This is a genomic window from Streptomyces sp. TS71-3, from assembly GCF_018327685.1.
In the GTDB taxonomy this organism is placed as follows: Bacteria; Actinomycetota; Actinomycetes; order Streptomycetales; family Streptomycetaceae; genus Streptomyces.
Window position 1 is genome coordinate 2,632,181 of record NZ_BNEL01000001.1, and the last position, 13,162, is coordinate 2,645,342.

General features: G+C 72.6%; 10 protein-coding genes. 5 read left to right on the plus strand and 5 right to left on the minus strand.

Going from position 1 to position 13,162, the window contains the following annotated elements; genetic code table 11:
• Positions 1-24: 24 nt before the first annotated feature.
• From tgmC to Sm713_RS10730, 3 genes are read right to left on the minus strand one after another with little or no spacing between them, the layout of a single operon-like run.
• Positions 25-1,158 carry an ATP-grasp peptide maturase system methyltransferase gene (gene tgmC / locus Sm713_RS10720; RefSeq protein WP_212909386.1) on the minus strand — a complete coding sequence of 378 codons (1,134 nt, stop codon included), beginning with the start codon at positions 1,156-1,158 and terminating at the stop codon, positions 25-27.
• Entirely contained in the window at positions 1,155-2,123 is a 969-nt protein-coding gene (gene tgmB / locus Sm713_RS10725) for an ATP-grasp ribosomal peptide maturase (protein ID WP_212909387.1), read from the minus strand. Before tgmB ends, tgmC begins: the two co-directional genes overlap by 4 nt.
• A complete protein-coding gene (locus tag Sm713_RS10730; protein WP_249416217.1) occupies positions 2,120-2,332 on the minus strand; it encodes a putative ATP-grasp-modified RiPP in 213 nt (70 codons plus the stop codon). The genes tgmB and Sm713_RS10730 overlap by 4 nt, the downstream gene beginning before the upstream one ends.
• Positions 2,333-2,734: 402 nt before the next feature.
• Between Sm713_RS10730 and Sm713_RS10735 the strand changes: the two genes are divergently transcribed.
• The 3 genes from Sm713_RS10735 (at position 2,735) to Sm713_RS10745 (ending at position 8,680) form a co-directional block, all read left to right on the plus strand.
• Entirely contained in the window at positions 2,735-6,217 is a 3,483-nt protein-coding gene (locus Sm713_RS10735; RefSeq protein ID WP_212909389.1) for a GH116 family glycosyl-hydrolase, read from the plus strand.
• Positions 6,214-7,473, plus strand: coding sequence for a GTP-binding protein (locus Sm713_RS10740; RefSeq protein ID WP_212909390.1), 1,260 nt, complete (start codon positions 6,214-6,216; stop codon positions 7,471-7,473). Before Sm713_RS10735 ends, Sm713_RS10740 begins: the two co-directional genes overlap by 4 nt.
• 85 nt (positions 7,474-7,558) lie before the next feature.
• Positions 7,559-8,680 (plus strand): alpha/beta hydrolase, encoded by a 1,122-nt coding sequence (locus tag Sm713_RS10745; RefSeq protein WP_212909391.1) that lies wholly within the window; start codon positions 7,559-7,561, stop codon positions 8,678-8,680.
• Positions 8,681-8,817: 137 nt separating this feature from the next.
• Here Sm713_RS10745 and Sm713_RS10750 read toward each other — a convergent pair whose 3' ends face one another.
• A complete protein-coding gene (locus Sm713_RS10750) occupies positions 8,818-10,269 on the minus strand; it encodes a hydrolase (RefSeq protein WP_212909392.1) in 1,452 nt (483 codons plus the stop codon).
• 675 nt (positions 10,270-10,944) lie between these two features.
• Here Sm713_RS10750 and Sm713_RS10755 point away from each other — a divergent pair.
• Entirely contained in the window at positions 10,945-11,598 is a 654-nt protein-coding gene (locus Sm713_RS10755; protein ID WP_212909393.1) for a class I SAM-dependent methyltransferase, read from the plus strand.
• Between the two features lie 155 nt (positions 11,599-11,753).
• Positions 11,754-12,128 carry a DUF805 domain-containing protein gene (locus tag Sm713_RS10760; RefSeq protein ID WP_212909394.1) on the plus strand — a complete coding sequence of 125 codons (375 nt, stop codon included), beginning with the start codon at positions 11,754-11,756 and terminating at the stop codon, positions 12,126-12,128.
• Between the two features lie 24 nt (positions 12,129-12,152).
• On the opposite strand, the gene Sm713_RS10765 is transcribed toward Sm713_RS10760, so the two are convergent.
• The gene (locus tag Sm713_RS10765; protein ID WP_212909395.1) at positions 12,153-13,139 is read right to left on the minus strand and encodes a polysaccharide deacetylase family protein; all 987 of its coding nucleotides are present in this window, start codon (positions 13,137-13,139) and stop codon (positions 12,153-12,155) included.
• Between the last annotated feature and the right edge of the window lie 23 nt (positions 13,140-13,162).

Sequence of the window (13,162 nt, forward strand, 5' to 3'; positions counted from 1 at the left end):
AGGTAGGCGACCTCACGGTCACCCTCAGGTCGGCAGCCGCCAGCAAGCACCGTCTGGCTCACCGAGCCACACCTTCTGGTCCCACTCGGTGACGGTCATTCCAAATGCCGTCTGGTCGGGTGAACCGGCCCCTTGCCATACCGCAAGCGCTTCCTCGACCTGGTCCCACAGCCGCAGGGGCCCGTCCTGGTGAACGGTCCAGCCGTCCCCGTCGGGCTCGGTCCACGCCTGCGAGCCGGTCGCCGCGTCGACCAGGACGACGCCGTTCTCCAGATGAGCCAACTCCGCGGACGGGGCCGCGAGTTGCGCCACGAAGTGGGCTGTCCAGTCATCCAGCAGCTCAGGGCTCACCAGGCTGGGCCGGGTATCACCGGCGTGCGGATAGAAGACGGGACGGGGCGGCCGTTCGTGCGAGCGGGCCAGCATGTAGGACACCTTGTCACCGGTGAAACGTCCGCGGGCCGTCCCCTCCTCATCCACATCGAGCCGGATCAGACCCGAGGCGAGCATCCAACCGCTGATGGTGGTCGTGATGCTCCCCCCGTCCCGTAGCTGCCACAGCCACGACGGCGGGATGGTGCGCACGGCGCACGTGGCGACGATCGCGTCATAGTCGGCACCGGGCTGGTGTCCGCGCATGCCATCACCCACGATGAGATGCGGATTCACGGCGGCAGCCCGCAGATGCCGCGAGGCCGCCGCAGCGAGCGCTTCGTCGTACTCGATGGAATACACGGACTCCTCGCCGAGCCGGCGGCACATGATCGCGGTGGAGTACCCGGTGCCCGTTCCGATCTCCAGTACCTTGTCTCCCTCGCGGATCTCGGCGAGTTCGAGCATCCGCAGGACGAGCGACGGCAGAGTGCTCGAAGAAGTGGGGCGCCCGGTCGTCGGACCCTGGGCGGACGCGGCGCTGAGGCCATCGACCTGAGTCACCCACGTGGTGTTCGCGTACACCATCCGGAGCCATTCCTCGTCGCCGAGCTGCTCGCGGCGTACGGGCTCCCACCGAGTGCCACGGGGACGGAACACCGCGCCGTCGAGGAAGAGCTCACGCGGCACGGCCTCGAACGCCGTCCACCAGGCCGCATCGGTCAGCCGGCCTTGCCCGGCAAGCTCTTCGGCCAGGCTCCGACGGAAGGAGCTGCTCTCGGTCATCGGCGGTCCCTGACGGTGTCCTGGAGTCGGTCGGCGATGGCTGCGGTGATCTGACGTGTGATGGAGTCAGGAAACCACGCGAACTGTCCATTCGGGTTGCACTCGTACCAATGCCACGCTCCGGTGGCGTCGAGCCCGAAGTCGAAGGCACCGCAGGTCAGCCCGAACTCCGTCAGATAGCCCTGGACGCCCCTCGCCACGTCAGGAGGGGTATCGACGAGGCGGTAGGCGAGGTCGTCGTAGTGCCGGCGCCAGTCCAGGCCCGGAGAACCGTCGATCCGCACGGCGAAGAGCAATTCACCCACGGCGGTGAGCCGGATGTCCGCAACCTTGTCGACGCGCTGCTGGAACAGGTGCATCGTGTGGCCCACCCCGTCGTCGAGATCCTCCGCCGCGACGTCTTCGACCCAGATGGTCAGGCCGTGCCCCCGTGGGTTCGCGTACTCGGTGTTGTACAACGGCTTGTAGACCGCTGGACCGTGCTCGCGGATGAATCGCCGTGCCTGTGCGACGTCGTTCGTCAGGAGAGTGGGCGGAACACGCAAGCCGCACCGCGCAGCCATGGAAAGCTGGGCCGGCTTGTATTCAGCCGCCCGGTTGCGCCACGGATGGTTGACGTAGTGCGCTCCCGGGAGCGTCGTCAGAACACCACCCAGCCCGTACCGCGATTGGTCAACGCACCAGCGTGCATCCTGGTCCTGAAGCCCCGGAGGGGCGGTGTAGGGTCCCGGCCGACGCCAGTAGACCGACCGCACACGGTCGAGTGCTGCCACTCGGGTCGCCGTCCGCACCTCCCCGGTAAGCCCGCTGCCATTCACACACGCGGCCACGGTGACGGAGCCCGGAAATTCGGCCGGGTCGAGCCGGACGACCGGCACCCCACGCCTGCCCAGCTCCTCGATGACGACGTCAGCGGTCGCATCGTCCAGCCGGGTGACGACGAGCACCGGCGCCGGCGTGGTCAATCCGTGTCACCCTCCTGGTCGCCACCCTGATCCGGGTTGCCGTCCAGGGAGGTCTTGGTCCTCGTCTCCTTGGACGTCTCGGAACGCTTGTGCCGATCCAGCGTCGGCACGCTGGAGTCATCCGGTCCGACCCATCGACCGGTCTGGCTCTCCGGATCGAGCACGACCGAGGTGGCAGGCAGCACGGCCGTCACGGGGAACGGTCTCATCCGGGTCGGTCCCCACGGTGTCGGGCTCTGCGTCGTCACTGGAAACCTCCCTCGGGTCGAGCGGCCACCATCCAGTGTGGAGTTACCGTAGCGAGCCCGGAAGTTGCGCATAAGCCGCCTGACGCCTGGAACAGGCCAATCCGGATGTAGCGGGTCCTGTCGACTGCGGTCTCGTCCCGGGCCGTCGGTGATGGGGGACGTCGCGCAGTTTCTCGGGCCTCCTGTTGGGCGGTCCGCACTCCTCGTCACCTCCGATCCAGCACGGAGAACAACCGTCGCGAAAAACCGTCGCGACCCTCCCCGTTGTGCTTGACGGCCCGTCAATCGGTTCCTTCAATAAGGAAATCGATTTCATACATGTTCCGCACCCGCACCCGCCGCCGTAACGGAGAGGGGCCACCGATGGCCGTCCGCACCACGGAAAGGGTCACCCGCACCTGCTGCGAGGGAACGTCCTGCGGCTGCACTCCCGGTACTCCCGGCGCTCCCGGTACTCCCGGCGCGCCCGGCGCCGCCCCCGGCACCCCCGTGCCCCTGGCCCGCCGCGCCTTCCTGGCGCTGGGCGCCGCCGCGGCCGTCACCCTCGGCCTGCCCCCGCGGAACGCGGTCGCCGTCCCCGCCGACAAGGGCCTCTCCAAGGGCCGGCTCGCCGCGTACGCGGCGCGAGGTGCCGCCACCCGCTACGGCAGCGCCGCCGCGCAGGCGAACATCGGGATGCCGGTCGGCGGCGCGGGCGCCGGGCAGGTCTACCTGTCCGGGGACGGCCGGCTCTGGCTCTGGGAGGTGTTCAACCCGGACAGCTTCCCCAACGGCGGCGCCGACTGGCAGGGCGTGCACTACGCGAACCCCCTGCCGCTGACCACGCCGCTGCGCACCGGGTTCGCGCTGCGCTGGAGCGGCGGAAGGAGAAGCGCGGGACCGGGAGCCGCCGGAATGGGAGACCCCGGCACGGGAAGCGCCGGAACCCGCACCCTGGACGGCGACGGCTTCAGAGACGTCACCTTCACCGGCCAGTACCCCATCGGCACGACCGAGTTCGCGGACCCCGCCGTCCCCGTCGCCGTCCGCCTCGACGCCTACTCCCCGTTCGTCCCCACCGCGGCCGACGACTCCTCCCTCCCGGCCACCGTCTTCGAGTACACCCTGCGCAACACCTCCGACCGCACCCTCGACGTCCAACTCCTCGGCCTCGCCGAGAACCCGGTGTGCCTGCGCAGCCGCAGGGAGCAGCCCACCGTGCTCGGCGCGCGGCGGTTCGACGCGGCCGGGGGCGGCACCGGCATCCAGCACACCGCCCGTGCGGGCGACCCGAAACAGGACCCCCGCCCAGAAATCGTTTTCGAGGACTGGGAGCGCACCGACTACACCGGCTGGACGGTCTCCGGCACCGCCTTCGGGCCGGGCCCGGTCACCGAGGCCGAGTGCCCCGACTACTTCCGGCGCGACGGCGCCCTCGGGATCACCGGCACCCGCTTCGTCACGTCGCACAACTTCCGTACCGGCGACAGCACGCAGGCAGACAACCAGCAGGGCACCCTGACCAGCCGCCCGTTCACGATCGAGCGCGACTACGTCGTCGTCAACGTGGGCGGCGGCGCGCAGCCGGGCCGGGCCTGCGTCAACCTCGTCGTGGACGGCGAGGCCGTCGCCTCGTTCACCGGGCGGAACGCCGAGACGCTCACCGAGCACACCTGGGACGTGCGCGCGCACGCGGGCAAGCAGGCCACGGTCGAGATCGTCGACCGGATGGCCGGCGGCTGGGGGCACATCAACTGCGACCGCATCCGGTTCACCGACACACCCGGTGGCAAACCGCTCGACCAGCTCACCGACGCCGGCACGTTCGCGCTCACCGCGTTCCACCCGGCGGCCACCGCCCGCCCCTCGCTGGCCGCCTGGGACACGCCCGCCGACTGGTTCGACGCCGCGGACGGACCCGCCGAGGCCGACGCCATGACGCGCGGCCTGGCCGGGTCGGTCACCGTGCCCGTGCGGCTCGCGCCGGGCGAGTCCGAGACCGTGCGGTACGCGCTGACCTGGCACTTCGACCTGGTGAACCGCGGCCTCTTCGCGCAGCTCGACGGCGCGGCCACGCTCCGCAGGCACTACGGCACCCGGTTCGCCGACGCCCGCGCGGTCGCCGCGCTGCTCGGCACCCGCGGCGACGAACTGTCCGCGGCGACCCGCGAGTTCGTCCGCACCTGGTACACCGACTCCACGCTGCCGCACTGGTTCCTGGAACGCACCCTGGCGCCCGCCTCCACGCTGGCCACCAGTACCGTGCACCGTTTCGACAACGGCCGCTTCTACGCGTTCGAGGGCCTGTACTGCTGCGACGGCACCTGCACCCACGTCTGGAACTACGCCCAGTCCGTCGCCCGGCTCTTCCCCGAGCTGGAGCGCGACACGCGCGAGCGCGTCGACTTCGGTGTCGGCTTCCACGCGGACACCGGTGCCGTCGACTACCGCGGCGAGTACGGCCGGGCGGTCGCGCACGACGGCCAGTGCGGCACCATCCTGCGGGCCTGCCGCGAGCACCAGATGGCGCCGGACGACGCCTTCCTCACCCGCGTCTGGCCCCGCGTGAAGAAGGCCACCGAGTTCCTGATCGGCGAGGACGGCGCGGGCGGCGCGGGCAACGGAGACGGGAACGGAGCCGAGAACGGGAACGGAGACGGGAACGGAGCCGCGGGCGGGACAGACGCGGCGGCGGACGGCATCCTGGAGGGCCGCCAGTACAACACCCTCGACTCCGCCTGGTACGGCGAGATCCCCTGGATCAGCGGCCTGTACGTGGCCGCTCTCCACGCCGCCGCGCTGATGGCGGACGACATGGGCGACGACTCGTTCGCGACCCGCTGCCGGACCCTCGCCGCCTCCGGCACCGCCCAGCTCGGCGACAAGCTCTGGAACGAGAGGTACGGCTACTTCGAGCAGCACGTCGACCCGGCCCACGCGGACGCGATCAACGTAGGCCGCGGCTGCCACCTCGACCAGATGTTCGGGCAGACATACGCGTTCCAGCTCGGGCTGCCGCGGGTGTTCCCCGAGGCCAAGGCGCGCACGGCGCTCGCCGGCATGTTCCGCAACAACTTCCTGCCGGACGCGCAGGCGTACAAGGAGACCTCGGGCATCCAGGGCGGACGGGTCTACAGCACCGCGGGCGAGGCGGGAACGCTGCTGTGCACCTGGCCCTTCGGCGGCGCCGACACCGCGCCGGGCAGCGGCGACCCCACCTTCATCGGCTACTTCAACGAGGTGTGGACGGGCGTCGAGTACCAGTTCGCGGCGCAGTTGATGGCCGAGGGCATGGTGGACGAGGCGCTGGCGGTGACCCGTGCCGTGCACGACAGGTACGGCGCCGGCAAGCGCAACCCGTACAACGAGATCGAGTGCTCGGACCACTACGCCCGCGCGATGATGAGCCACGCCGTCTACCTCGCCGCGACCGGCTACGAGTACCACGGCCCGCGCGGCCACCTCGGCTTCGCGCCGAAGCTGGCGCCGGACGACTTCGCCGCGGCGTTCACGGCGGCGGAGGGCTGGGGCCTGTACCGGCAGCGGCGCACCGCCGCGCACGGTGCCACCAGCGAGATCGAGGTACGGTACGGGCGGCTGCGGCTGGCGTCGTTCGCCACGGAGTTGCGCGGGGGCGGCACGGCGAGCGGCGGGGGAACGGCGAGCGGCGGCGGTACCGGCGGGGGATCCGCCGGCGGGGGCGACGCACGCCCGCCGCGGACCTCCGTCGAGCGGATCACCCGCGCCGGGCGCCCCGTCTCCCTGCCCGGCCACCGCACCACGGTCACCGGCACCCGCGCCCTGGTCACGCTCTCCGCTCCGGTCACCCTGGAGCGCGGCGACCGTCTGGTGGTGACGTTCCGTTGACCGCCGGATGGGAGGATACGAGGGCCGCCGCACAGGGGACCCCAGGGCCCCCAGGGACCCCAGGGACCCCAAGGGCCGCCGCAGCAGGGCCCCCGAGGGCCGCCGCACCGGGGCTCCCGAGGGCCGCCGCGCAAGGCCCCCGCCCCCCGGAACCCTTCACGTTCGCCGCGCTCAGCGGCTTCCTCGGCGCCGGGAAGACCACCACCCTCACCGCGCTCGCCCGGCTGCTCCAGGCCCGCGGCCACCGGGTCGCCGTGATCACCAACGACCAGGGCGAGGACCTGGTCGACACGGCCGTCGCGCGGGCGTCCGCGGCCGACGTCGCCGAGGTCACCGGCGGCTGCTTCTGCTGCCGTTTCGAGGATCTCACCGCCGTCACCACCGAGGCGGTGGCGCGCGGCGCCGACGTCGTGCTCGCCGAGGCGGTCGGCAGCTGCACCGACCTCCAGGCCACCGTCGTACGCCCGCTGCTGCGCGCGTACGGGCCCCGGATCCGCCTCGCGCCGCTGGTGGCCGTCGTCGACCCGGCCCGCTTCACCGGGCTCGCCGCCACGATGGACCCGGACCTCGCCTACCTCTTCGACCGCCAGCTCGCGGAGGCCGACCTGATCGCCGTCAACAAGTCCGACGCCACCCCGGCCGCGACCATGGCGGCCGTGCGCGAGGCGCTGGCCGCCCTGCACCCGGACACCCCCGTGCACACCTTCTCGGCCCTGACCGGCACCGGACTCGACACCCTCGCCGGCCCGCTCACCGGTGCCGGGGCCCCCGTCGACCGCTCCGTACTGCCCGGCCGCCGCGGCGACCTGGACATCGACTACGACCGGTACGCCGCCGCCGAAGCTCTGCTCGCCTGGCTCAACCACACGGTCGAGGTGACCGGCACGCCCGCGTTCTCCTCCGCGCGCTGGTCCGAGGTGCTGCTCACGGCGCTGTCCGAACGGGACTGGCTGATCGGCCACGCCAAGGTGCACCTGGAGGACGCGGCGGGCCGGTTCACCCGGGCGAGCCTGACCGCCCGCGGCGGGCGTCCCGCCGTCGCCGCGGACGGTGGTGCCATGAGCCGGGCGCGTGCCCGTATCAACGCCCGGGTGGCCTGCGCCCCCGAGCAGCTCGACGCGGCCGTGCGCGCCGCGGTCCGGGCCGCCGACACCGCCACCGGCGCCACGTCCACGTCCGCCGCCGCACCCGCGTCCTTCCGCCCCGGCTACCCCCGCCCGACGCACCGGGTGCCGGGCCAGGCGGCCCGGTCGTGAGGCGGCACCACCGGCCCGTGCCCGCCGCGGCGGGCGGGGGCGCCCGCGGTGCAACGGCACCGCGTCCGCGGCACTCTTCCCGGGTATGAAGACTCGACTCACCCTCGTGGTGGCCTCCGCCCTGTTACTCGTCTCCGCACTGCCGGCCGCCGGGGCGCAGGCGTCGTCGTCCGCGCCGGCGCATCCGCCCGCCGCGGCCCCCCAGCAGGCCGGTCAGGTCGCGGTGACGGCCTACGACCTCGGCGACACGGCGTTCACCGACCCGCAGACGGGCACGGTCAGCGAGGTGCGCGCCGTGGTGCACTACCCGCGCCGGCTCACCGGCCGGCTCCCGCTGATCGTCATGGCGCACGGGTCCTGGTTCGGCTGCGACTCCGAGTCCGCCACCACCTGGCCGTGCCCGGCCGGCTCGCACCCGTTCCCCAGCTACCGCGGCTACGACTACCTGGGCTCCGCGCTGGCCGCCCGCGGTTTCGTGGTGGCGTCGATCAGCGCGGACGGCATCAACCAGACCTCGTTCGACTACGGCGACCGGGCACGGCTCGTCAACGAGCACCTGCGGCTGTGGCAGGAGCTGGCGTCCAAGGGCGGCGGGCCGCTCGCGGGACGGTTCACGGATCCGGCCACCGGGGCGCCCGTCGCGCCGGCGTTCGCCGGGCACGTCGACATGGCGCGGGTGGGCACGCTGGGGCACTCCCGCGGCGGCAAGGGCGTCATGTGGCAGGCGTCGGACAAGCACCGCGGCGAGTGGCCGGACGGGGTGCGGGTGCGGGCGGTGCTGGGGCTGGCGCCGGTCAAGTTCGACGTCCCGGAGGGCGACCACAGCGACACGCTCATCACGTCGCTGCCGTTCGCGGTGGTGACCGGGGGCTGCGACGGAGCGGTGCGCGAGGCGGGCCAGGAGTACCTGGACGACGTCGCCGGCCAGAACACCGCCACCGACTACTCGGTCTCGCTGCGCGACGCCAACCACAACTACTTCAACACCACGTGGACGCCGCCGTTCCCGCTGTCCGAGGACGACAGCACCTGCCCCGCCCAGGAGCTGGCCCCGGCCGTGCAGCAGGACGCGCTCGTCGCCTACGCCACCGCGTTCTACCGCTACGAGCTGTACGGCGACCGGGCCGGGCTGCCGCTGCTCACGGGCGGGCGCCCGCTGCCGGGCGCCACGTCCACGGCGCGCGTGGTGCCGCCGGGGGCGAAGTGACAGGGGTCCGGGGGCGCCAGGCTCGCCACGGGAACGGATGAGGATGCGGCAGCAGGTGGACGAGTGGCTGCCTGGGACATGGGAACGGCCCCGCCTCGGCGGGGCCGTTCCCACACGCTCGGCCAGGGGCTCAGCCCTCAGCTCACGTTGAGCGCCGTGTCGTCCACGGCGAACGTCGTCTGGAGCTTGGTGCCCTCCGTGCCGGTGAACTTGACGGTGACCGTCTGGCCCGCGTACGCGCTCAGGTCGAACGAGCGCTGCTGGTAGCCGCCGGACCCGTTCAGGTTCGAGTACGTGCCGAGGGTGGCCAGGGTGCTGCCCGACGAGCTGAGCACCTGCACCTTGAGCGTGTCGTACGCCGTGCTCGTCGTGGTCTCGTCGGTGTCGACGCGCAGGTAGAAGCTGAGCGTCGCCGTGCAGCCCGCCGGGATCCGCACGGACTGGGAGAGCGTGTCGGTGTGGCTGGTGGCGTAGCCGTTCAGCTTGGCCTTGTAGGAGCCGGTGCGGGCGGGCAGGGACCCGCCGTTCGTGATCACACCGCTGGAGGCCGACCAGGACGTGCCGCCCGACTCGAAGCCGGGGTTGGCGAGCAGCTGCGCCGAGGTGCAGTCGCCGCCGCCCCCGCCGCCGCCACCTGAGCTGCCCGAGCCGCCCGCGAGCCACTCGGTGGCGTTCAGGGCCAGCTCGGAGTCGCTGCCGGCGGGATCGTTCCAGCCGTCGTAGAGGTCGTCGCCGGAGTGCCCGGTGCCGTCGTCGATCGGGGAGCTGTCGCCCCAGAACGCGACCCGGCCGCTGCCGAAGGTGCTGGTCGCGAAGAAGGCGCCGGAGTTCCCGGAGGAACCGGTGCGGTAGACGAGCCCCTTCACCGCGGAGTTGTCCGACGGCTTGAGTGTGGCGGTGGCGCCGTCGCGGATGATGCTGCCCGTGACGGTGCCGAAGGAGCCGTGCAGCACGGGGTTCGACGAGTCCGAGATCGCCCGCGGGTTGTCGTTGCTGACGTCCACGGTGTCGATGGAGAAGCCGAACGGGTCGGTGCTGTCGACGGAGTTGTTCTTCATCAGGTCGTTGATGACCTCGACCGCGTCCTCGCCGTCGTTGTTGCGGTCGGCGCCGGTGTGGTCGGAGATCAGGAAGAGCCCGCCGCCGTTCTGCACGAACTTCATCACGGCGGTCTTCTCCGCGGCGCTGAGCAGCACGTTCGGCTCGGGCAGCACGAAGGTGTCGAAGTTCTTCAGGTCGAGGGCCGAGGACGTGCCGTAGGTGATGGTGCTGCCGGAGGACAGCGTCTTCAGCGAGTAGTCGCCCGTCTTCTGGAGGGCGACACCCCAGGAGGAGAGCGCGCCGGTCCAGTCGCCTTCGGACGACGGGCTGGAGTCCTCGCCGAGCGGGTCGGGCTGGCTGGTGCTGATCACCCAGTCGGCGTTGGCGGCGGTCTCCGCCTTGGTGTTGTCGAAGAGGATCCGGTGCGGCGTGGCCGCGGCGGCCGGGTGGGCGGCCGTGGTCTGGGCGGCGGCGGCCGCCGTGGTGAGCAGGCCGAGCAGCGCGAGCGCGGCGATGGGTCCCCGGCGGGACATGCCGGTTGCGGGCATCCGTCGGACCTCCGTCCGGTGGGGGTTCACGGGGTGGCTGGGGTTCGTGGAGCGCGGGGGTGCGGGGGTGGCGCGGGCATGGCTGGTGGTGCGCTGGGTGGTTCTCCGCGCGTAGAACAGCTGGAGCACCTGAACGCTACGCGCGGCACGGGGAGTTGAACAGGACGCGTCGGGGCTCCGGGGCGTCCACGTGGGCCGGAAGCGGGGGAGTTCAGCACGCGGTCCCGGGCGGTTCAGCGCGCGGTGGACGGAGGTTCACGGGCCCGCGCGGCGTGGGACCGTCTCCCGAGCCGGTCCTCCGAGCCGGTCCTCCGAGCCCGTCTCCCGCGGTCCGCCTCGGGGAGCCCGCCTCCGGGAGCCCGTCCCCCCGCCATGACCTGTGGTTCAACGGATGTGCAACGCCCGTGCAACCGCCCCGGCCCAGACTGGGCGAGGTTCTGGTGGGGCCGCCGATTCCTCTGCCAGGGCCCCTTGCGGCCGCGGTGCACGGCACCCCGGCTCTCCCGGGACACGGACCGGGTCCGGGCACCCGTACCCGGCCGGTCCGGGTCGTACGGCACGGCCCGTAGCCGTACGGCCGCGCGCCGGGGCCCCCTCCGTGGCCCCGGCGCACCCCTGCCCGCCGGGCCCCCGGGCGGCGAGGGCGCTGTCAGAGGCGGCTGGCAGGATCGGTCCATGACGAACTCCGCCGACATCGCCGCCTACTGGGACGCCGCCGCGCCCGGCTTCGACGAGGAGCCGGACCACGGGCTCGGGCCCGCCGGGACCCGTGCCGCCTGGGCGCGGCTGCTGGCCGGGCTGCTCCCGCCGGCGCCCGCGGACGTCCTCGACGCCGGGTGCGGCACCGGTTCGCTCTCCCTGCTGCTCGCCGAGGCGGGCCACCGGGTGACGGGCGTCGACCTCTCGCCGCGGATGGTGGCCCACGCACGGGCGAAGCTGGCGGCCGCCGGCCGGTCGGCCGGCTTCCTCGTGGGCGACGCGGCACGGCCGCCCACCGAGGACCAGCGCTTCGACGCCGTGCTCGGCCGGCACCTGCTGTGGACGCTGCCCGACCCGCTGTCCGCCCTGCGCGAGTGGACCGCCCGGCTGCGCCCCGGCGGGGTGCTGGTCCTCGTCGAGGGCAGGTGGCGGATACCGGGCCGGCGCGCGGAGCCGTACGTACCGGGCGCCGAGGACCTGCCGTGGCACGGCGGCGTGACGGCGGAGGACCTGACGGCGGCGGTCGCCCCGCTCACCACCGAGGTACGGGTCACCCCGCTGACCGACGACCCCGAACTGTGGGGCGGGCCGGTGGGCGACGAGAGGTATGTGCTGGTGGGCCGGGTGTGAGGTGCCGCCCGTGCGGCGTCCGCGCCCACGTGGAGCTCCGGGTCCGGCCATTCCCGTTCTCCCCGCGGCCGGAAGAAGGCGTTTTCCGGGTCGGAAGAGGGGCACTGGAATCATCAGCTCAGCGGAATTCAGGCCGAGTTGACTGGAGGCTGGCCATGCATTGGTATATGCGGGCGTGGAAGTTGTACGGCGTGTTCGGCGGCCGTGCCTCGCGCGTGGAGTACTGGATGTTCGTACTCATCGACGTCATCGTTTCCCTGGCGCTCTTCGCCGTCGACACGGCGCTCCAGACCAGGGTTCCCGACACGATCTACGGGCTCGCCGCGATCGTCCCGAGCCTCGCCGTCGGCTGCCGGCGGCTGCACGACACGGACCGCTCCGGCTGGTGGCAGCTGCTCAACCTCATCCCCGTCCTCGGGTGGATCGCCGTCATCGTCCTCATGGCGCAGGACGGCACGCACGGCGCCAACAAGCACGGCCCCGACCCGCGGCACTCCGCCGTCCACGGCGCGGCGGCCCACGCGGCCTGACCGCGGCGCGGCGCGGGTGGCGGGCTACGCGCTCGGGCCGGGCAGGCCGCTGACGGGGGCGGGCGCGCGTTCGACCCACGCGGCGCTCTCGGGGCGCGCGAGGACCCAGTCCGCGATCTGGTCCTTGCGGGCCCACCACACGTCGTCCCGTTCGCGCAGCCGGGTCAGGACCCGGTCCAGCACCCGGACCCGGGAGGCGTGGCCGGACACCCGGTCGTGGAGCGCGAGGACCATCATGCGGCGCCGGTGGGCGCCCTCCTCGAAGAGCTGCTCGAACTCGTCGACGACCTGGCGCTCGTAGGCGGCCGGGTCGAATCCGGCGAAGTCGAAACTCACGATGTCGTTGAGATGCGCCGTGTACGGCACGGTGGCAAAGGGCTTTCCGTTGATGGCCTGGAGGAAAGGCTCGTCCGCGGAGAGATCGTCGATGTGGTAGCGGAAACCGAGTTCCGACAGGATTTCCAGCGTATTCACGCCGGGCCGGAACCAGTAATTCGTATAGCCGGTGGGCCGGGTGCCGGTGGCCTGCTGGATGATCTCGGCGCTCTCCGCGATCCACGCCGTCTCCTGCGGGCGGGCCATGTGGTACTGGCGCTGCCAGGCGAGCCCGTGCGCGCCGGCCTCGTGCCCGCGGCGCACGATCTCGTGGGCGACGTCCGGGTGGCGGCGGACCGCTTCGCCCACCATGTAGGCGCTCACCTTGATGCCGTGCTTGTCGAAGAGGTCCAGCAGGCGGGGCACGCCCTCCCGGGCGCCGTACTCGTAGTAGCTGTTCTGCCCGAGGTCCGGAAAGCCGGGCAGGACCGGATCGGCGATGGGGCCGGGCGCGCCGCCGATCGGCTGGCCGCCCGCCTCGAACTGGAGCGTGAGCGTGACGGCGAGCCGGGCCCCGTCCGGCCAGAAGGCCTCCGACGGGCTCTGCTGCGCCTCACGCGCCCTCTCCTGCGGCCTCTCCTGTGGGGGGTTCTGCGACAGGTCCTGTGAAGGATTCCGCGACGGGGTGGTGGTCATGGGTGGCTTCCGTCTCCGTGTGT